This is a genomic window from Massilia sp. DJPM01 (assembly GCF_030348125.1).
Lineage (GTDB): Bacteria > Pseudomonadota > Gammaproteobacteria > Burkholderiales > Burkholderiaceae_D > Telluria_A > Telluria_A frigida.
In genome coordinates, this window is sequence record NZ_JAQOZV010000019.1 from 36,957 (window position 1) to 56,877 (window position 19,921).

Annotated in this window: 15 protein-coding genes and 1 pseudogene; 9 read left to right on the top strand and 7 right to left on the bottom strand. The window is 65.6% G+C overall.

Features of this window, described 5'->3' with window-relative positions:
* The first annotated feature begins 258 nt into the window (after window positions 1–258).
* Together trpB and trpA are read left to right on the top strand one after the other, a co-directional pair.
* Entirely contained in the window at window positions 259–1,506 is a 1,248-nt protein-coding gene (gene trpB, locus PO883_RS14220) for a tryptophan synthase subunit beta (protein WP_289310357.1), read from the top strand.
* Between the two features lie 63 nt (window positions 1,507–1,569).
* On the top strand, window positions 1,570–2,367 hold the full coding sequence (gene trpA, locus PO883_RS14225) for a tryptophan synthase subunit alpha (protein ID WP_289310358.1): 798 nt from the start codon (window positions 1,570–1,572) through the stop codon (window positions 2,365–2,367).
* Between the two features lie 88 nt (window positions 2,368–2,455).
* Here trpA and PO883_RS35115 read toward each other — a convergent pair.
* A pseudogene (locus PO883_RS35115) lies at window positions 2,456–2,545 on the bottom strand (PEP-CTERM sorting domain-containing protein); the annotation flags it as partial.
* A 414-nt stretch (window positions 2,546–2,959) separates the two neighbouring features.
* Window positions 2,960–3,283, bottom strand: coding sequence for a hypothetical protein (locus PO883_RS14235; RefSeq protein ID WP_289310360.1), 324 nt, complete (start codon window positions 3,281–3,283; stop codon window positions 2,960–2,962).
* Between the two features lie 347 nt (window positions 3,284–3,630).
* Here PO883_RS14235 and PO883_RS14240 point away from each other — a divergent pair, with 347 nt between their 5' ends.
* Entirely contained in the window at window positions 3,631–6,168 is a 2,538-nt protein-coding gene (locus tag PO883_RS14240; RefSeq protein ID WP_289310361.1) for a cellulose binding domain-containing protein, read from the top strand.
* Window positions 6,169–6,252: 84 nt separating this feature from the next.
* Here the strand turns inward: PO883_RS14240 and PO883_RS14245 are convergent, their stop codons facing one another.
* Window positions 6,253–6,543: a TIGR02450 family Trp-rich protein gene (locus tag PO883_RS14245; RefSeq protein ID WP_289310362.1), complete on the bottom strand. Its 291-nt coding sequence runs from the start codon at window positions 6,541–6,543 to the stop codon at window positions 6,253–6,255.
* Between the two features lie 117 nt (window positions 6,544–6,660).
* Between PO883_RS14245 and accD the strand changes: the two genes are divergently transcribed.
* The 6 genes from accD (at window position 6,661) to PO883_RS14275 (ending at window position 13,328) form a co-directional block, all read left to right on the top strand.
* Window positions 6,661–7,533 (top strand): acetyl-CoA carboxylase, carboxyltransferase subunit beta, encoded by an 873-nt coding sequence (gene accD, locus PO883_RS14250; RefSeq protein ID WP_054263957.1) that lies wholly within the window; start codon window positions 6,661–6,663, stop codon window positions 7,531–7,533.
* A 106-nt stretch (window positions 7,534–7,639) separates the two neighbouring features.
* The gene (folC, locus tag PO883_RS14255; RefSeq protein ID WP_289310363.1) at window positions 7,640–8,938 is read left to right on the top strand and encodes a bifunctional tetrahydrofolate synthase/dihydrofolate synthase; all 1,299 of its coding nucleotides are present in this window, start codon (window positions 7,640–7,642) and stop codon (window positions 8,936–8,938) included.
* A 10-nt stretch (window positions 8,939–8,948) separates the two neighbouring features.
* On the top strand, window positions 8,949–10,010 hold the full coding sequence (locus tag PO883_RS14260) for an SPOR domain-containing protein (protein WP_289310364.1): 1,062 nt from the start codon (window positions 8,949–8,951) through the stop codon (window positions 10,008–10,010).
* A gap of 25 nt (window positions 10,011–10,035) precedes the next feature.
* A complete protein-coding gene (locus PO883_RS14265; RefSeq protein ID WP_289310365.1) occupies window positions 10,036–10,521 on the top strand; it encodes a CvpA family protein in 486 nt (161 codons plus the stop codon).
* 41 nt (window positions 10,522–10,562) lie between these two features.
* Window positions 10,563–12,083 (top strand): amidophosphoribosyltransferase, encoded by a 1,521-nt coding sequence (purF, locus tag PO883_RS14270; RefSeq protein WP_289310366.1) that lies wholly within the window; start codon window positions 10,563–10,565, stop codon window positions 12,081–12,083.
* Window positions 12,084–12,086: 3 nt separating this feature from the next.
* Window positions 12,087–13,328 (top strand): cystathionine gamma-synthase family protein, encoded by a 1,242-nt coding sequence (locus PO883_RS14275; RefSeq protein ID WP_289310367.1) that lies wholly within the window; start codon window positions 12,087–12,089, stop codon window positions 13,326–13,328.
* Here the strand turns inward: PO883_RS14275 and PO883_RS14280 are convergent.
* From PO883_RS14280 to PO883_RS14295, 4 genes are read right to left on the bottom strand one after another with little or no spacing between them, the layout of a single operon-like run.
* A complete protein-coding gene (locus PO883_RS14280) occupies window positions 13,325–15,286 on the bottom strand; it encodes an SWIM zinc finger family protein (protein WP_289310368.1) in 1,962 nt (653 codons plus the stop codon). The genes PO883_RS14275 and PO883_RS14280 overlap by 4 nt on opposite strands.
* Window positions 15,283–16,434: a VWA domain-containing protein gene (locus PO883_RS14285; RefSeq protein WP_289310369.1), complete on the bottom strand. Its 1,152-nt coding sequence runs from the start codon at window positions 16,432–16,434 to the stop codon at window positions 15,283–15,285. The genes PO883_RS14280 and PO883_RS14285 overlap by 4 nt, the downstream gene beginning before the upstream one ends.
* A complete protein-coding gene (locus tag PO883_RS14290) occupies window positions 16,431–18,764 on the bottom strand; it encodes a DUF5682 family protein (protein ID WP_289310370.1) in 2,334 nt (777 codons plus the stop codon). Before PO883_RS14290 ends, PO883_RS14285 begins: the two co-directional genes overlap by 4 nt.
* On the bottom strand, window positions 18,761–19,858 hold the full coding sequence (locus PO883_RS14295) for an AAA family ATPase (protein WP_289310371.1): 1,098 nt from the start codon (window positions 19,856–19,858) through the stop codon (window positions 18,761–18,763). The genes PO883_RS14290 and PO883_RS14295 overlap by 4 nt, the downstream gene beginning before the upstream one ends.
* Between the last annotated feature and the right edge of the window lie 63 nt (window positions 19,859–19,921).

Below are 19,921 nucleotides of genomic sequence, written 5' to 3' on the forward strand. Positions count from 1 at the left end.
CAACAATACCGCACTACCAGTTGCCCGCAGCGGGGTACCGCCCTTGCGCAGATGACATCCACGGTGGTGCAGGAAAGGCTGCGATTGGTTTCTCATTCCAAAAGAACGCGCGCCTCGGGTCGTTTTGTGTGGTGGCTCGGGCGTACTAAACGCGATTGACGCGGGGCTGGTCACGCCCCCTGTTTTGCCAGCCATGGACCGCTGCCTTCGCGGCTGCGGCCGGCCTGCCGATATCACCTTTGAAAAGCGAGCACTCCCATGAAAGACGCACCTGCGCGCGGCCCTGCCGCCCCGATTTTCCATACCACCGACTACCAGCTGCCCGATGCGCGCGGCCACTTTGGCCCGTACGGCGGTTCCTTCGTCGCCGAAACGCTCACCCACGCGCTGGCCGAGCTGAAAGAAGCGTACGCCAAATACAGCCATGATCCCGAATTCCTCGACGAATTCCGCTATGAGCTCAAGCACTTCGTCGGCCGCCCATCGCCGATTTACCACGCCAAGCGCTGGTCCGAGCAGCAGGGCGGGGCGCAGATTTTCTTCAAGCGCGAAGACCTGAACCATACCGGCGCGCACAAGATCAATAACGTGATCGGCCAGGCATTGCTGGCCAAGCGCATGGGCAAGCCGCGCATCATTGCCGAAACCGGCGCCGGCCAGCACGGCGTGGCCACGGCCACCATCTGCGCCCGTTTCGGGCTCGAATGCGTGGTCTACATGGGCAGCGAAGACGTCAAGCGCCAGGCCCAGAACGTGTACCGCATGAAGCTCCTGGGCGCGACCGTGGTGCCGGTGGAATCGGGCTCCAAAACGCTCAAGGACGCGCTCAACGAAGCGATGCGCGACTGGGTCACCAACATCGAAAATACGTTCTACATCATCGGCACGGTGGCCGGTCCGCACCCGTATCCGATGATGGTGCGCGATTTCCAGTCGGTCATCGGCGAGGAATGCCTGGTGCAGATGCCGGAACTGGCCGGACGCCAGCCCGACTACGTGGTCGCCTGTATCGGCGGTGGCTCGAACGCGATGGGGATTTTTTATCCTTACATCGACGACAAGAACGTCAAGCTGATTGGCGTGGAAGCGGCCGGCGAAGGCCTCGATTCGGGCAAGCATTCGGCCTCGCTCACGGCCGGCATTCCGGGCGTGTTGCACGGTAACCGCACCTATCTTCTGCAGGACGAGAATGGCCAGATCATCGAGACCCATTCGGTATCGGCGGGCCTGGATTATCCGGGCGTGGGGCCGGAGCACGCATGGTTGAAGGACCTGGGACGTGCGCAGTACGTCTCGGTGACCGATGACGAAGCGTTGCAGGCGTTCCATGACTGTTGCCATATCGAAGGCATTATCCCGGCGCTGGAATCGTCGCACGCGCTGGCCTATGCGGCCAAGCTGGCGGCCACGCTGCCCAAGGATGAGCTGATCCTGGTGAACCTGTCGGGCCGCGGCGACAAGGACATGCACACGGTGGCGGAGCGGATGGGGCTCGATTTCAGCTGATTTTTCAATTCAGTTGTTTTCTGAAGCCCGACCTTTTCGACCACACTACAAGAAAGCATCGCCATGTCCAGAATCGCACCAACCTTTGCCGCTTTGGCGGCCAGTAAAAAAACCGCGCTCGTCACCTTCATCACGGCGGGCGACCCGGGCCCGGAAATGACCGTGCCGCTGATGCACGCCCTCGTTGCCGGCGGCGCCGACATCCTCGAACTGGGTGTGCCGTTTTCCGATCCGATGGCCGAAGGCCCGGTCATCCAGCGCGCCTGCGAACGCGCGCTCAAGTTCAATGTCGGTATCGGCGACGTGTTTGGCTTCGTGCGCGAGTTCCGCAAAACGAACCAGAGCACGCCGGTGGTGCTGATGGGGTACGCCAATCCGATCGAGCGCATTGGTACCGATACCTTCATCGCGCGGGCCAAAGAGGTGGGCGCGGATGGCGCCATCGTGGTCGATTATCCGCCCGAGGAATGCGAGGAATTCGCCACGGCGATGCGTGCCAGCGAGCTCGATCTGATCTTCCTGCTGGCGCCCACGTCGACCCCGGAGCGCATCGCGCAGGTGGCCAAGTTCGGCAGCGGCTTTAGCTATTACGTGTCGCTCAAGGGCGTCACGGGCGCGGGCAATATCGATGTGGACGATGTGGCGCGCCGCCTGGCGCCGATCCGCGAGCGTGTCAAGCTGCCAATCGGGGTGGGCTTCGGGATTCGCGATGGCGAAACGGCCAGGGCGGTGGCGCAGGTGGCCGACGCGGTGGTGATCGGCAGCCGCATCATCCAGGAGATCGAGGCGACGCCGAAGGACCAGGCGGTGGAGGCCGTGCAGCGTTTCGTCGCGGGCATCCGCAGCGCGCTCGATCGCTGACTTCGGCCCGAAGCGCGCTGCCTGCTTTTTGGCGGCTTGGCAGCCGCTTCCGCTCAGGCAGCCGCTTCAGGCCGGCCAGGGCCCGGTGTTAGCGGCGGCGGCGGCGCGCCGTTGCCGCCAGTACCCCAAGGCCAGCCAGCAGCATCCCGTAGGTAGCCGGTTCCGGCACCGGCGAGGTAGCCAGGGTGTGGGCCGAGGCCATCGCGTTGAAGGTCACCATATTGGTGATCGAGGCGCTCGAGCGGTTGTTGAGCACATAGTCCACATGGGTGGCCTGGAACAGGCTGGTGGTGCTCTCGTCAGGCATGTAGGTGGCGGCCAGGTGCTCGTCCGGACGGGAGTAGCTGGACGACTCGGGAACGTCCTGGAAAATCAGGAAGTGCACGTCGGCATACGAGCCGCCGTCGATCAGGCCCGGGGCGCGCGTCGCGCTTGCGTACAGGTCGGCCGTGATGCGCACCGCGGTGTTCGGGGACGGGATGAAATGAACGTGGCCCGAGGTGGCGAGACTGGTGGCCTCGGCCTCGCCACCCGCGCTGCTGGCCTGCGCCTGCATCACCAAGCCGTCCAACAAGTGGCCGCTCACGCCTGCCTAGGCATTCAGCGCCGTGCCGGCGGAGGGTGCATACGATGCGCTGCGCTGGTACGGTTCAGACATGGTCTCGTTGTGCCGCTGCGTGTCGGTGTAGCCGCTGCGCTGGTCGGCCAGCTTCAATTCCGTGTACGGATCTTCAAAATAATAACCGCCCGTGACGTTGAAATTGAGCGAAGGCGTGATGCCGTCGTTCAGATCGAGATCGATCAGCTCGAAACCGATATTGCTGACCGTGCCGCGTGCGGTCGTCGCGGCGTACGCGGGCGCGGCAGCGGCCAGACTGAGGACGGCCGACAGGATGGCTGTGCGGTAGGTGTTCATGAACTCTCCGTTAAAAAAAATGCAATCTTAATCGAAGATATAGCACAGCGCACATGATCTTTTTGCTGTCGTGTCGATCGTTTCCGCGTCAGACCTGGCAAACCGCCGTGCAGGCAAAAGCGAACCGGCAAGTGCCCGGATGCTCGTCTTGGTCGCCGCCTTATTCCACGCAATCGTCTCTTGCTTATGGACTGTATTTTTTGCTTGTAAACCATGCTAATTCGTCCATTGTTTTGTCAAATGCTTTCAAAATAAAGATTAGACACCCGTACATACGGGGCATAGCATGCTTTCGCTAACGTGTGCAAACGTTTTCATTTTCCACGCCAACAAGAAAAGCGAATCCCATGACCTTCATGCATCGACTCTCGACGATTGCAGCGGCTTGCGCCCTGTGCGCCGCCGCCTCCACACCGGCCTGCGCCGCGTCCGAAACTTACCAATGGAACAGCGTCGCCATGGGCGGCGGTGGCTTCGTCTCGGCGGTGATTCCGAGCAAGACCCAAAAAGGCCTGGCTTACGCCCGCACCGATGTCGGCGGCGCTTATCGCTGGGACAATACCGCCGCGCGCTGGGTGCCGCTGATCGATTGGGCGTCGGATGATGAAACGGGCCTGCTCGGCGTCGAATCGATCGCCCTCGACCCGAAAAATCCGGCCAAGGTCTACATGCTGGCCGGCATCAGCTACTTCAACAATGGCAAGACCATGATCCTGCGTTCTTCGGATTACGGCAAAACCTTCATCAAGACCGATGTGACGGCCCTGTTCAAGGCGCACGGCAACGGCATGGGCCGCCAGACTGGCGAGCGCCTGCAGTTCGATCCCGGTTCGAGCAACATCCTGTACGTGGGCACCCGCGCCAACGGCTTGTTCATAAGTAGCGACAGCGGCGCCACCTGGGCCCGCGTGAGCGGCCTGGACGTGACCACGACCCCGAACGAAAACGGCATCAGCTTCGTCGCGCTCGATCCGGCCAGCGTGGTGGGTGGCGCAGCCCAGCGCATCGTGGTCGGCGTGTCGCGCTTCGGCTACGTGGCTCCCAATCTGTACCGCAGCAACGATGGCGGCAAGACCTTTGCGCCCGTCACCGGCGCGCCGACCGACCTGATGCCGCAGCGCGTGGCGCGCGCCAGCGACGGCACCCTGTACCTCACCTACGCCAACGGCGCCGGTCCGCACGGCCACTGGGCCCAGCCGGAACCGATGGACCGCGGCCAGATCTGGAAGTACAACGTCGGCACCGGCGCCTGGACCAATGTCACGCCATCGGGCATCAGCTCGGCGTTCAGCGGCATCAGCGTGGCGCCCGACAATCCGAACAATCTGGTGGCCTCGACCATCAACACCTACCAGCAGCAGGGCAATGCCTGGGGCGACCGCATCTACACCTCGGCCAATGGCGGCGCCAGCTGGACCGACGTGGTCCAGCGCGGCTTCGCCAAGGAGAGTGCGGGCGTGTCCTGGGTCGGCGACAAGGCGATCCACTGGGCTGGAACGGTCGAGCTCGATCCTTTCGATACCAAGGCGGCGTGGGTGTCGTCCGGTAACGGCATCTTCAAGACCGCCAATATCAACGCCACCCCGGCCACCTGGACCTTCAACGTGGCCGGGCTGGAAGAAACCGTGCCGCTCAACCTGGTCAGCATCCCGGGCGGACCGCTGGTATCGGCCATTGGCGACTACGATGGTTTCCGCCATACCGATCCGACCCGCTATGCGCCGATCCACACGCCATCGATCGGCAGCACCACCGGCCTCGACTTTGCTGCGCGCAAGACCTCGGTGCTGGTGCGCGCCGGCGGCAACGATAACCCGGCCATGTATTACTCGACCGATACCGGCACCAGTTGGAAGAAGAGTGCGGCGATGAACGGCAAGAACGGCCAGGTCGCGCTCTCGTCCGACGGCACCGTCTTGCTGCACAGCCCGGAAAATTCGGCCACCAGCTACCGCTCGACCGATTTCGGATCGAGCTGGAGCGCCGTGAATGGCCTGAACGTGAGCGCTGCCCGTCCAGTGGCCGATGCCGTCAATCCGCGCAAGTTTTACGCGTATGACAATGGGCGCATGTTCGTCAGTACCGACGGCGGCGTGTCGTTCGCCCCGAAAGCGAGCTTGCAGTCGGGCGGCTCGAAAGTGATCCGCGCGGTGCCGAACCGCGAAGGCGAGCTGTGGGTGCCGCTGTACGGTGCGGGTCTTGCCCGCTCGACCGATTCGGGCGCCACTTTCAGCAGCATCGGCAGCGTGAGCTACGCCGCCGCGGTCGGCTTTGGCGCCGCCGCAGCGGGCGCGACTTTCCCGACGGTGTTTATCTGGGGGACGGTCAACGGCGGCAAAGGCGTGCACCGCTCTGGCGATGCAGGCGCCACCTGGGTGCGCATCAACGATGATGCCCACCAGTACGGCGGAGCGGGCAATGGCCAGTTCGTCATCGGCGACATGAACCGTTACGGCGTTGTGTATATGAGTACCGCCGGACGCGGCATCGCCATGGGCGTGCCGGGCGGAACCACGACCCCGCCGATCGATCCGCCGCCACCGGTGGAACCGCCGCCAACCCCGCCCCCAAGCAAGCAGTGCGTGTATCAGGTGCGCAGCCAGTGGCCGGGTGGATTCAACGGTGCGGTGCAGATCACCAACCGCGGTACCAGCGCCATGAACGGCTGGAGCGTGAGCTGGACCTACTCCGATGGCGCGACAGTGGCCAGCATGTGGAATGCGGTCTTGAGCGGCAGCAATCCGTACACGGCGAGCAATGTGGGCTGGAACGCGCTCATCCAGCCGGGTCAGACTGTCGAGTTCGGCTTCCAGGGCACCAGCGGCAGCGCCGCTTCCCAGGTGCCGGTACTGGGCGGCAGCGCCTGCGCCAAGACTGCAAAGTAAGTGCTCACTCCGACGCAAGTGGGCGCCAAGTGAGCATTTACTAGCGCCGCACGCAGCCGGGTCATTGATCCGGCTGCGATTTCCTTACAGCCAACCCTGGCGCCACTGCGTTTCGTCGCGCAGGGTTTTGCATGCGATGCGCCGCGTCTGCCGGCTGTGCACGGCATCGAGATCGACCCATTCCACGGCCTCGCCGGGCGGCTCGGACTCGATCACCTTGATGACAATGAAATGCTTCTCCTGGTTCACGGGAGCCAGCGCTGTCCATTTTGAAAGCAGTAATTTTTTAGGATGCAAGGGATTCATGCCTGGAGCATAACGCATCGCACGCCGTCGCGCCGCACGGGGAACCGTGCTGCTGAGTTGACGATCCAACCGCCATGCCACGACTGAAAAGAATGTTTAAAAGGTAATTTTCATTCCGTTGTGTTCGACAAGCAGTGTCTTAACGGCTAAACTACCGACCACTAAGATGCCGCAGAAGGAGAATGTATGAGTTGGTTAGAGAAACTACTGCCCCCACGAATCCAGCGTTCCGACGCTGCCGCGCGCAAGACCATGCCCGAAGGCCTGTGGGTCAAGTGCCCCTCCTGCGAAGCCGTCCTGTACCGTACCGACCTCGAATCGAATCTCCACGTCTGCCCGAAATGCAGCCACCACATGCGCATCCGCGCGCGCGAGCGCCTCGATGGCTTGCTCGACGAAGGCGGCCGCTATGAAATCGGCCAGGAAACCCTGCCGGTCGATACGCTCAAGTTCAAAGACAGCAAAAAATACCCCGACCGCCTGAAAGCGGCGATGGAAGCGACCGGCGAGACCGATGCGCTGATCGTCATGGGCGGCGCCATCATGAGCCTGCCGGTGGTCGTGGCTTGCTTCGAATTCGAATTCATGGGCGGCTCCATGGGTTCCGTGGTCGGCGAACGCTTCGTGCGCGGCGCCCAGATCGCGCTGGAGCAAAAAGTGCCATTCATCTGCATCACCGCCACCGGCGGCGCGCGCATGCAGGAAGGCTTGCTGTCGCTGATGCAAATGGCGAAAACCACGGCCATGCTGACCAAGCTGTCCGAGAAAAAGCTGCCGTTCATCAGCGTGCTGACCGACCCGACCATGGGCGGCGTATCGGCCTCGTTCGCTTTCATGGGCGACGTCGTCATCGCCGAGCCGAAAGCGCTGATCGGCTTTGCCGGCCCGCGCGTGATCGAGAACACTGTGCGCGAAAAGCTGCCTGAAGGCTTCCAGCGCGCCGAATTCCTGGTCACCAAGGGTGCGGTCGACATGATCGTCGACCGCCGCAAGATGCGCGAAGAAATCGCGCGCCTGCTCGCGCTGCTGCAAGACCAGGCGGTTGAAGTCCTGGCCTGATCGACTATTCTGACTGGTTGACGCCAGTTGTTTTATCGCGGTTCATGGCGGACGGGCATGCATGCCCGGCTCCCATGAGCCGCCGTTGTTTTTACAGGCTCTTTTCATGTCCACACTCCCCACCACCTTGCCCGCCTGGCTGGCCCTGCTCGAATCGCGCCACGCCGAAGTCCACATCAACATGGGCCTCGAGCGCGTGCGCCAGGTCAAGGAGCGCCTTGATCTGGCGTTCAGATGCCCGGTCATCATGGTGGCCGGCACCAACGGCAAGGGCTCGACCTGCTCGATGTTAGAGGCGATCCTGCTGCGCGCCGGCTACAAGGTGGGCCTGTACATCAAGCCGCACTTCCTCGACTTCAACGAGCGCGCCCGCATCAATGGCGACATGGCGTCCGATGACGCCCTCATCGCCAGCTTCAACGCGGTCGAAGCGCAGCGCGGCGACATCGACCTGACGTACTTCGAATTCACCACCCTGGCCATCATGCACCTGCTGGCCGGATCAACGCTCGACGTGGCGATCCTGGAAGTGGGCCTGGGCGGGCGTCTGGATGCGGTCAATGTGATCGACGCCGACGTGTCCATCGTCACCTCGATCGATATCGACCACACCGACTTCCTCGGCACCACGCGCGCGGAGATCGGGTTCGAGAAAGCCGGCATTTTCCGCCCGGGTAAAGCGGCCATCTGCAGCGACCCGGTGCCGCCGCCGTCCCTGATCGCACACGCCGAAGCGATCGGCGCCGACCTCTGGCTGCTGGGCCGCGACTTCAATTATTCCGGCGACAAGCAGCAGTGGAACTATGGCGGGCGCGAACAGCGCCGCAATTCGCTGGCTTACCCGAGCCTGCGCGGCGCCAACCAGCTGCTCAACGCCTCGGCCGCGCTGGCCGCGCTGGAAGTGCTGCGCTTCGAGCTGCCGGTGGGCGCGCAGGAAGTGCGCACCGGGCTGGTGGTGGTCGAGCTGCCGGGGCGCTTCCAGGTGCTGCCGGGACGCCCGACCGTCATCCTCGACGTCGCCCATAATCCGCACGCGGCATCGGCCCTGGCCCAGAACCTCGGCAACATGGGCTTCCATCCCTACACGTATGCCGTTTTCGGCATCATGCAGGACAAGGATATCGATGGCGTGGTCGCTCCGATGGCGCCCCATGTCGACCACTGGTGCGTGGCCAACCTGCCATCGCCGCGCAGCGCCGACCCGCAAACGCTGGCCGCTACCCTGGCGGCGCTGCCGGCGGGCGACGCCAAACCGGGCGAACGCAGCGTCACCACCTTCGCCGATCCGGCCCAGGCTTTTGCAAATGCAATGAGTCGAGCCGGGGAGAATGATAGAATTGTGGTCTTTGGCTCCTTCTACACCGTCGCCGGTGTGATGGCTGCCCGAAAAATCTCACATCACTGAAGAAAAACGCATGGGCTTGTTCTCGTTCCTCAATAAAAACAAGCAAGAATCCACGGAAGATAGTGGCTATTATTCCAAGTCGGACGACGACAGCGTCGCCGCCCGTGCCCGTTCCAAACGCGCATCTTCCGCAGGCGAGCCTGGCGCCCGCCGCGGCAAGGATGCGCGCGCCGCTGCCGATCCCGTGCTGCCCGAGAAAAAACGTGCGCGCCGCCGCCTGGTAGGCGCCGTCGCGCTGGCCCTTGGCGTGGCGGTCGGCTTGCCGATGGTGCTCGATTCCGAACCCCAGCCGCTGGCCGGCGACATCGATATCCGTATTCCCTCCAAGGACAAGGTCGCGCCGCAGGCGCAGCCGCGCGCCGTGGCTGCCGCCGATGCGCTCGACAAGCGCGAGGAAATCATCGACGTGCCGCCAGTGCCGATGGTGACGCTGCCGAAAGAAAGGCCGCTGCCGAAGGAAGAGGCCAAGCCCGAGGTCAAGCCCGCCGTCAAGCCGGTCACGAAGCCCGAGGTAAAACCGGTCGTCAAGCCGGAACCGAAACCCGTTGTCAAGCCCGAGCCCAAAGTGGTCGCCAAGCCCGAGGTCAAGCCCGAGAAACCGAAGCCTGAGCCGAAACCCGAACCTAAGGTCGCGGAAGCGAAGCACGTGGAGAAGGCGCCCGACAAGCACGTCGACAAAGTGGTGGAGAAGCCAGTCGACAAGCCGGCTGAAAAACCCGCCGTCGTCAAGGCCCCGCCCAAGGCCGAGGAAAAGGAAAAGCCGGCCGTCAAGCCGCCGGTGCAGGACGCGCAGCGCGCCATGTCCATCCTCGAAGGCAAGGCGCCCGAGAAGGCTGTCGACGAAAACCAGCGCTTCGTGGTGCAGGTCGCCGCGCTGGCCACCCAGGAAAAAGTCAACGAATTGCAGGCCAAATTGAGTGGCGCCGGCATCCGCTCGTTCACGCACAAGATACCGACCCAGTCGGGCGACCGGATTCGCGTGCAGGTGGGCCCGTTCAGCAAGGATGAAGCCGAAAAAGTGCGCGCCAAGTTAAGCAAGATGGGACTGTCGGGCATCATGGTTCCGGGTTGATGACACACGTTCGGGCGGATGCGCGGTGACCGAGTTCGATTATGTGGTGCTGGTGATCCTCATTTCGTCGCTCATCATCGGCACGCTGCGCGGTCTGGTCAAGGAAATCCTGTCGCTGATCAGCTGGGTGGTGGCCTTCGTCGTCGCCAACGCCTACGGCGCCAGGCTCGCGCCCATGTTGTCGGTGATCCCCGGCGAAACGGTGCGCCTGATGGTCGCCTTCGTGGCGCTGTTCCTCGGCACCCGCATCCTGATGGGACTTGTCATGATGGCGGTCGACCTGATGGTCAAGGCCACGGGATTGAGCCCGGCGAACCGCCTGCTGGGCGCTGCGTTCGGGCTCGCGCGCGGGCTTGTGATCGTGCTGGCCGCTGTCATCTTGTGCGGCATGACCGAGCTGCCCAAGCAGGCCTTTTGGACCAAGGCGGTATCGAGCCCCATGGCGGAAGAGGGCGCGCGGATGGTAAAGACATTGTTGCCCGCTGATTTGGCGCGGCATGTTCAGTTTTGACATTTTTTAAAATCAGTAGGTCCAGTCTCTAGGAGCGCACCATGTGTGGCATCGTCGGCGTCGTCTCGAATAACCCCGTCAATCAAGTGCTGTATGACGCTTTGCTGCTGTTGCAGCACCGCGGTCAGGATGCGGCGGGAATCGCAACCAGTCATTCCAATATGTTTTCCATGCACAAGGCCAATGGCCTCGTGCGCGACGTTTTCCGCACGCGCAATATGCGTTCGCTGCAGGGGAACTCGGGCATCGGCCATTGCCGCTATCCGACCGCCGGTTCGTCCAGCGAGGAAGAAGCGCAGCCGTTCTACGTGAACGCGCCGTTCGGCATCACGCTCGCGCACAACGGCAACCTGACCAACCAGGAACAGCTCAAGTCCGAGATGTTCCGCAACGACCGCCGTCACATCAACACCGACTCCGACTCGGAAGTGCTGCTCAACGTGCTGGCGCATGAAATCCAGGAATCGACCACCGGCTTCACGCTCGATCCCGATTCGATCTTCAAGGCGGTCGCCGCGGTGCACCGGCGCGTGCGCGGCGCCTACGCCGTCGTCGCCCAGATCGCCGGGCACGGCTTGCTCGCCTTCCGCGATCCGTTCGGCATCCGTCCGCTGTGCATCGGCACCAACGAAACCGACAACGGCACCGAGTACCTGGTGGCCAGCGAATCGGTGGCGCTGGAAGGCATGGGCTTTCGCTTCCTGCGCGATATCGCGCCGGGCGAAGCGGTGTTCATCGACATGGACATGAAGCTGCACGAACGCCAGTGCGCCGACAATCCGTCGTTGAATCCATGCGCGTTCGAGTATGTGTACCTGGCCCGCCCGGATTCGATCCTCGACGGCGCCTCGGTCTACGCCACCCGCCTGAAAATGGGCGAGTACCTGGCCGACAAGGTGCGCCAGCAATTCAAGTCGGGCGAGATCGACGTGGTCATGCCGATTCCCGATTCCTCGCGTCCTGCCGCGATCCAGCTGGCCTTGAAACTGGGCGTCGAGTACCGCGAAGGCTTCATCAAGAACCGCTACATCGGCCGCACCTTCCTGATGCCGGGCCAGGCGATCCGCCGCAAGTCGGTGCGCCAGAAGCTCAACGCGATCGGTTCCGAATTCAAGGGCAAGAACGTGCTGCTGGTCGACGACTCGATCGTGCGCGGCACCACCAGCCAGGAAATCGTGCAGATGGCGCGTGAAGCGGGCGCCCGCAATGTGTTCTTCGCATCGGCCGCGCCTCCGGTGCTGTTCCCGAACGTGTACGGCATTGACATGCCGACCCGCGATGAACTGATCGCCTACGGCCGCAGCACCGAGGAAGTCTGCCGCGAGATCACGGCCGACGCCCTGGTGTACCAGGATATCGATGCGCTCAAGCGCGCGATCTCGGACGTGAACCCGGCGCTGACCAGCTTCGAGGCATCTTGCTTCGACGGCGTGTACGTGACCGGCGACGTCACGCCCGCCTACCTGGACCGGCTGGAATTCGCGCGCCACAATCCGAAGGCCGCCCCGGCCGAGGATGCGGCACGCACCCAGCTGAACCTGAACCTGGCGACCGCCGAGTAACTGATGAGCGAGAAGAAAAGCTACGGCTTCACCACGACCATCCTGCACAACGACCGGCAAAAGCCGATCGAGCATGGGTCGCTGCACAAGCCGATTCATACCTCGGTGACCTTCGGCTACAACGACGCGCGCCAGCTGGCGTCGGTGTTCCAGGGGAAGGAGCCGGGCTTTCGCTACGGCCGCCAGGGCAATCCGACCATCTCCGCGCTCGAAGACAAGATCACGAAGATGGAAGATGGCGTCTCCACCTTGTGCTTCGCGACCGGGATGGGGGCCATTGGCGCCGTGTTCCAGGCGCTGCTGCGCGCCGGCGACCATATCGTGTCGTCCTCGTTCCTGTTCGGGAACACCAACAGCCTTTGGCAAACGGCGGCCGGGCAGGGCGTTGAGGTGGCGTTTGCCGATGCGACTGACGTGGCCAACGTGGAAGCGGCGCTGACGCCCGCCACGCGTCTGGTGTTCGTCGAAACCATCGCCAACCCGCGCACGCAGGTGGCGGACCTGGCGCGCATCGGGCAGTTGTGCAAGCAACGCGGGATTCTGTTCGTGGTCGATAACACCATGACCTCGCCCTACCTGTTCCGGCCTAAAACGGTCGGTGCGGGGCTGGTGGTGAACGCGCTGACCAAGTCGATCGGAGGCCACGGCAATGCGCTTGGCGGCAGCCTGACCGACACCGGCGAGTACGACTGGAGCGGGTTCCCGAACATTGCGCCCAACTACAAGCGCAATGCGCCGGCGCAGTGGGGCATGGCGCAGTTGCGTGCCAAGGCCCTGCGCGACTTTGGCGCCTCGCTGGCGCCGGAAGCGGCGCACCACATCGCGGTAGGGGCGGAAACGCTGGCGCTGCGCATGGAGCGCGCATCGGCCAATGCGCTGGCGGTCGCGCGCATGCTCGAAGCCGACGCGCGCGTGGCGGCGGTGTATTACCCGGGCCTGGAATCGCACCCGCAGCATGCGCTGTCGAGCGATCTGTTCAAGGCGTACGGTTCGCTGTTCAGCTTTGAACTGAAAGACGGCATCGATTGCTTCGATTATCTCAACCGCCTCAAGCTCGGTATCTCCGCCAGTAACCTGGGCGATACGCGCACCTTGGTGATTCCGGTGTCGCATACGATCTTCTACGAGATGGGCGCCGAGCGGCGCGCCAGCATGGGCATCGCCGAATCGCTGATCCGCGTCTCGGTCGGCATCGAAGATAGCGCCGACCTGCTCGACGATTTTCAGTCGGCGCTGGCCGGCTAGCTATCGCTGGCCAGGGTGTGCAGCAGCGCGTACAGCGCTGCCAGCCGTTCCGGCAGCACCCCGGCGTCGCTGCTTTTCACGCTCTCCAGCGCTTCGCTCAGGGCACTGGCGCAACGCGTCAAGCCCGCCACGCGCAGGGCTGCCGCCTGCTCGCTGGCGCGCAGCAAGGCGGCATCGCCCTGATGCCGCAATCCCTGGCGCAGGTTTTGCGCCAGCAGATTGATCGTCCCTTCCAGCAGTTCATGCAGCGCGCTCTTGTCCCCGGCGCTGGCGCTGGCCAGCGGCATGGGCGCGCCTTGCGCCGCCAGTTGCGGCACCTGCAAGCCGTGCGCGGTCAGTACCGCCAGCGGCGTCATGCTCACTTGTCCCGCCTCGCTCGACACGCTGCCCGCCACCGCCAGCGGTCCGTCAGCCAGCGCGCGCGCCAGTGCATCGACGGCGCCGGGAGCCGCCGCATCGTGCCGCAGGCGCAGCAGCAAGAGATCGTCATCGTCGCCGGCCACCCGCACGCGCGCGCACAGCGTCTGGCTGGCGGCATCCCACAGGCAGTCGATGACTGCCGCCACCGGCACCATATGCACATGCTCGATCGCGTGCAGCGGACGCACGAAATCGGGCGGCAGGGAACGCAGGTGCGCGCGCAGGCTTGCCACATCCGGCTGGCGCAGCGGGCTTGCCAGCCTGTCCCAGGCGCCGCCCGACAGCGGCAGCGCCGAGGTCTGGGTCGCGCCGGTGCCGACCGTGAGCAGGCCGTTGGCGCGCCGCCTGGCCGCGTTGGTGACGATCTGGCTGGCCGCCAGCCGGTGCAGCGGCATGCCGACCAGGCGCCGCTCGCGCAGGGCAACGGCGGTGGCGCCTGGCGCCGCGCGTGGCCAGCTTTTTTCCATGACGGTGACGGACAGGGTGTCGGGATCGGCCCAGATCATGCGCACGCCGTCGGCCGCCTCGTCGGACCAGCACTGGCTGCCCATTGGCACCAGGCGCAGGTGATCGAGCGCCACTTCGCCGGAGACGCCGATGCCCAGGATCTGGCTGGCCGGCAGGGGCGTGCGCGCGCGCGCCGCGCCAAGGCGCGCCATCAGCATCGACACCAGATGCAGCAGGGTGGCCGGATCGGCGTTGCTGGCGCGCGCATGCTGGCCCGCGACCGCCTGGCGCAGCTGGGTCAGCGCTTCGACCACCCAGCGCCATCCGAGCTGGCTGGCTTCCTGGAGCGCCTTTTCGAAGCGCGTGTCCAGGATCAGGGGACTCTGGCTGGTGCCGTCGAGCCAGAGCTGGGACGCCAGCGCCACGATCGCCTCGACCGCGCTGCCGCCATCCTGCACCGGCGCCCGCGCTGCGTCGGGAGCCAGATCCAGCTCCACCGTCATGCTGGCAAAGCCGCTCTGCTGGCGCTCGCCCTGCGCAAAGGCCCACACGGCCAGCGCAATGTGCGCGCAGTTCTCGGCCTGCTTGCAGTCGCAGCGCGCCAGCGCCAGGCTGGTACGCGACAAAAAGCGCACGTCGCACATCGGCAGGCGCGCATTCGGCGTTGACCCGGCCGTGAGCCGGATCGCCGGGCGCGCGGCCGCCATGCGGCGCGCCTGCTCGAGCGTCGTGCGCGGCAGCAGATCGACCGCGCCGGCCAGGGTCGACGGGCACCACGGCGCTGCGTCGGCCACTGCCTCGGTGGCGCCGCCGGCGTATGTGGACTGATACGCCAGCACCAGGGTCACCCGGTGCCGGCACAGGCCCGTGGCGGGGCAGCTGCAGCGTGCCTCGCGCAGCGGCAGGCCGGGTGGCAGGGTGGTCGTCACGCCATCGGCGTAGCGCGCCAGCACGGTGCCGTCGGGCTGCTGCTCGATCTCGGGCAGCTTGCCCTCGACCACATCTTTCTGCGCGCGTTTTACAAACCCCGCGTTCGACAAGGCGGTCAGCGCATCCACGCTCAGTTCCAGCAAATCGGTGCGGGTGCTCATTGCGCTATTTTCTCCGCCAGCCAGGCGGCCAGCTGGCCCGGCGTCATGGCGCCCACGTGAGCGCCAACGCGTACCAGGCGCGCCGCCGTCTCGCGGTCGTAGCTCGGATTGGCGGCAGCATCGAGCGCCGCCAGGCCCAGCACGGTGGCGCCAGCCGACACCAGCGCCTGTACGCGCCTGACCAGTTCCGTGTCATGCCCACCTTCGTAAAAATCGCTGACCAGCACCACCACCGTGCGCTGCGGATTAACCACCAGCGACTGCGCGTACGCCACCGCGCCGGCGATATTGGTGCCGCCGCCGAGCTGCACTTTCATCAGCAGTTCGACCGGGTCGGACACATCGGCCGTCAGGTCCACCACCGCGGTGTCGAAGGCGATCAGCGAAGTGCGCATACCGGGCAACTGCCACAGGCAGGCCGCCATCACCGCCGAGTGAATCACCGAATCGACCATCGAGCCGCTCTGGTCGATCAGCAGGATAATGTCCCAGCGCTCGGCGTGGCGCTTGACGCGGCTGATGAAGGCCGGCCGTTTGATGTACAGCTTGCGCCGCTCCGGGTCCCAGTGTTTCAGGTTGCCGGCCACGGTGCGCTTGAAATCGAAATTGGCGGCCGCCGCGATGCGCGACGGGCGCCGTCGGTCGCGGCTGCCGCCAAACGCCTGGCGCACTTCGGTCACCAGTTTTTCCATGATGCGGCGCACCACTTCCGCCACCAGGCGGCGCGCCGCCGACAGCACGTCGGGGTTCATCAGGTGCTTGGTGTGCAGGACGGCGCGCAGCAGCGTCTCCGATGGTTCGATCCGCTCCAGCACTTCCAGGTTGGTCACCACGTCATCGATGCCAAAGCGCTCGACCGCGTCGCGTTCGAGCCGCTCGATCACCTCTTGCGGGAACAATTCGTGGATGGCGTTGATCCAGTCGGGCGTGCTCAGTACCGACGCGCCGTCGGGCGAGCCGGTACGGTCCTGCGACTGCTGGCGTTCGCCGCGCGCCAGTCGCTCGGGATCGCGCCCGTACAGCCACTCCAGGGCCTCGTCGGCGGCACTGGCCGCACCGGACGGACAATTGATGCAGCATTCGGCGGCTTCGCCCAGCAGCAGGCGCCAGCGCACCAGCGGATCGGGCAGCGTCAATGGGGCGCTCATGGTGCGATTCCCCAGATGGCGAGGCGCTCGATGGCGGCGCGTTCGAGCGCGTCGTGCCGCGCCAGCAGTTCGGGCGCCGTGGCGAGGCGGCCGGTAAGGGAGCGCTGCGAGCGATGGCCGGCGCCGTGCAGCTTGAGCACATCGGCCGCCAGCGCGCCGCGTTCCTGGGTTGGCAGCCAGGTAAAGGCGGCGCGCATCGCCGGCAGCGCCAGCACGAAGTCGGCGTCGTCCAAAGTGCGCACCAGCGCGTCGAGCGCCCTGACGAAGCGCGCGTCTTCGCACAGGCACTGACGCGCCAGTGCCAGCAGGCCGGCCAGCGCGTCGCCCACCATGGACGGGGGCAGGGAGGCGAGCAGTTCGCTGGCCAGGTCGCCGCCATCGGGATCGGCATCGCTGGCCAGCAGCAGGCCCAGTGCCGCGCCACGGCTGACGGGCGCCGCGTCGGCGCTGGCGGCCACGCGCCGGCATACGGCAAGCGCGCGCAACGCTTCGACGCCGGGCAGCGCGGTGGCGCGTGCTTCGCGCACCAGCATGGCGATGGCGCTGTAGGTGGCGACGTGCGCATCCTGCTCCGTCGGCGCCACGCCGCCGGCCGCTTCCGCCAGCCACAGGGCGCGGTCGAAGGCGGCGCCGATGGCTGTTTGCAGCACCGCGCTGCCGCTCACGCCGAGCGCGTCGCCGTGGCGGTACAAGGCAAACAGTACCTGCATCGGGCCACCCAGTTCGCCGAAGTGCGTTTCCTGGCCAATGGCGTCGTGCAGTTCGGCGAGCAGGCGTTCGCTCACATCGGCCAGGCCGGCAAAGGCGGCGCGGTTCAGGGCGTCGGTAATGGCGCCGATACGGCTGCTGCCGGCGGGACGCTGGCGCAGGATTTCTTCGAGGCGGGCGCGGGCCGCGTCGTGCAGAGTGGCGCCGTAGGTGGCTGCTTCGATCAGGGCGGCGCGCTGTCCGAGCGGTGCGCGCACGTCCCAGGTTTCTTGCTGGCCGCGCCCGAGAGCCAGCTTAGGTCCCGTGGTGCGGACGATGCCAGGAATGTCGAGCATGGCCAGGCGGTGCAGCGCGCGGCTGCGCGCACGCTGGGCCGGATTGAGCAGGTCGATGCTGACCTGGCTTGGAACAACAATTCCGAGCGCCGACAGTTCAAGGTCGACCGCGGCCACCAGCGGCGGCTGCGGCGTGCCGGGCGCCAGTTCGCCGACGGCGTCGCCGGCCAGCACCGCCATCACTTCCACCAGCGCCGCATCGGTGCCCGCGCGCACGCGGCTGCGGTAGGTCCAGGGCAGGGGTACGTCCAGCGCCTGGCTGACCAGGCTGCCGGCCAGCGCATCGAGCCAGTCGCTGCGCAGCGGCGTCGGATGCGCGCGCATGCGTGCCAGGCCCATGGCGCGGCTGTGAATCGCAATCACGTCGGCGGTGGAGGCGGGCAGTTTTTTCGCGCGCAGGCGCGCCAGCACGGTGCGCAGCAGTTCCTTGCCGGCGCCGGCCAGGCCGAGCGTCCATGTCCATTCGTACCAGGCGGGCGAGGACATGCCGGAGGCGTAGCCGTCGTACGCGTCGAGGCGCTTGAAATGGTAGGGCACCAAATAGGAACCATAGCGCAGGCCGGGCGCGCCCGGTGGGATTGGTACCGGCGGCTCGCTGGCGCAATCGGCGGCGGCAATTGTGCGCCACAGCGCCGCCAGTGCCGGCGCATGGTAGCCACCGCAGACCACCACCACCGGGCCGTCGTCCTGGTGCATGGCCCAGGCGATGTGGCGCGCCATCATCGCTTCGCGCGCCTGGTTGCCCGGCGAACCGGGGGCGCCAGCACGCAGATGGGCGAAGTGCACGTCGAGCCGGGCCGACAGTTCATCGGCCGCCAGCTCGCCCTCGAACAGGTGGTCCCACAGGCAGTCGCGGCCGTCGATCGCCATTGCGCGGCACAAGGCGTCTTCGTAGGCTGCCGCCGCGTCGGGAGCGTCGTCATCGTAGCGGTTCATGATGTGCGCAAAGGCGTCGTGCCAGGCCGGCAGGTCGATGAAGCGCAGTTGCGCGCCGCACTCGCGCGCCGCCCGCATGGCCTGCCATTCGGGCGAATGCAGCGCGAACGGCGACCACGAGGCGCGCCGTTCAACCGCGTCTTCGGCCGCCGAGAAGTAGCTGTAGATCGCCACCGGCAGCCGGTGCGGCAGCGCCAGTTCGCCAAGGCGCGCATTGAAGTCGGCCGGACCTTCGATCAGCACGTGGCGCGGACGCAGTTCGGCAATGCGCTGCACCACCAGGCGCGCGCAGGCGGGGCTGAAGTGGCGCACGCCGATGATCAGCGGCTCGCGCTGCGAAGCCGGTGTCACGGCAGGCGGTGGCGCGCGTTGAAGTATTCGCGCCAGTGGTTGCCATCGCGCCGTGCGACGCGCTGCTCGAAATAGCGGCGCAGCTTGGCGCGGTCGTCCGGATTGTCCTTGACCACGGTGCCGGCGATGCAGTCGACCAGGTCGGCCGCGTTGCCGGCGCGCTGCTCCAGGAACCAGGCGCGCACGCCGACCGCATGCGCCACGTTGACCGCTTCGGCGGTCGACATCACGGCGGACAGCTTGTCCATGCCGTCCGGTGCGCCCTTGCCACCGCCGGAACGCAGGTCGCGGAAGGTCGATACCAGCAGGTCGAGGATGGGACCCGGCACCCGGTGCGGAATGCCGCTGCGCTCGAGCAGGCGGGCCGAGGCCTGTTCCACCAGCGCCAGTTCGTGTCCGAAGTCGAGGATCGGGAACACGGTTTCGAAGTCGAAGCGCCGCTTGAGCGCGGCGCTCATTTCATTGACGCCACGGTCGCGCGTATTGGCGGTGGCGATGATGTTGAAGCCCTCGCGCGCGTACAGCATGGCGTGCTCGTTTTCCAGTTCGGGCACCGCCATGACGCGCTCCGACAGCATCCCGAGCAGGCAGTCCTGCACTTCCAGCGGGGCGCGCGTGATTTCCTCGAAGCGCACGATCAGGCCGTCGCGCATGCCGTGGTACAGCGGCGCCGGCACCAGCGCGCGCGGGCTCGGACCTTCGTTGATCAGCAGCGCATAGTTCCACGAGTACTTGATCTGGTCCTCGGTGATCGAGGCGCCGCCCTGGATGGTGAGGGTGGAGCGCCCGCACACGGCGGCAGCCAGCAGCTCCGACAGCATCGATTTGGCGGTGCCCGGTTCGCCGACCAGCATCAGCCCGCGCCCGGTGGCCAGGGTCACCAGCATGCGCTCGATGGCGGCGACCGGCGCCACCACCTTGCGTTCGATGCCAAGGGCCTCGTCGCCGCTGATGAAGGCGCGCGCCGCGTTCAGGCTCAGGGCCCAGCCGGGCGGGCGTGGCGCCTTGTCGCCCTTGGCCAGCGTGGCCAGCTCGCCGGCGTACTGGATTTCGGCCGGTGGGCGCTGCATCGCTGCGGTTTTGGTTTTGCTCATTGTTGTGGTCCGACTCATGAAGGGTTGTCGTGCACCGGCTGTGGGTTTGCCGAGATAATAACG

Coding starts and splice junctions, on each gene's coding strand:
- PO883_RS14275 (WP_289310367.1), top strand. CDS start 12,087: ATGAGCGAGAAGAAAAGCTACGGCTTCACCACGACCATCCTGCACAAC.
- PO883_RS14260 (WP_289310364.1), top strand. CDS start 8,949: ATGGGCTTGTTCTCGTTCCTCAATAAAAACAAGCAAGAATCCACGGAA.
- PO883_RS14240 (WP_289310361.1), top strand. CDS start 3,631: ATGACCTTCATGCATCGACTCTCGACGATTGCAGCGGCTTGCGCCCTG.
- folC (WP_289310363.1), top strand. CDS start 7,640: ATGTCCACACTCCCCACCACCTTGCCCGCCTGGCTGGCCCTGCTCGAA.
- PO883_RS14285 (WP_289310369.1), bottom strand. CDS start 16,434: ATGAGCGCCCCATTGACGCTGCCCGATCCGCTGGTGCGCTGGCGCCTG.
- PO883_RS14295 (WP_289310371.1), bottom strand. CDS start 19,858: ATGAGCAAAACCAAAACCGCAGCGATGCAGCGCCCACCGGCCGAAATC.
- trpA (WP_289310358.1), top strand. CDS start 1,570: ATGTCCAGAATCGCACCAACCTTTGCCGCTTTGGCGGCCAGTAAAAAA.
- PO883_RS14280 (WP_289310368.1), bottom strand. CDS start 15,286: ATGAGCACCCGCACCGATTTGCTGGAACTGAGCGTGGATGCGCTGACC.
- trpB (WP_289310357.1), top strand. CDS start 259: ATGAAAGACGCACCTGCGCGCGGCCCTGCCGCCCCGATTTTCCATACC.
- PO883_RS14235 (WP_289310360.1), bottom strand. CDS start 3,283: ATGAACACCTACCGCACAGCCATCCTGTCGGCCGTCCTCAGTCTGGCC.
- accD (WP_054263957.1), top strand. CDS start 6,661: ATGAGTTGGTTAGAGAAACTACTGCCCCCACGAATCCAGCGTTCCGAC.
- purF (WP_289310366.1), top strand. CDS start 10,563: ATGTGTGGCATCGTCGGCGTCGTCTCGAATAACCCCGTCAATCAAGTG.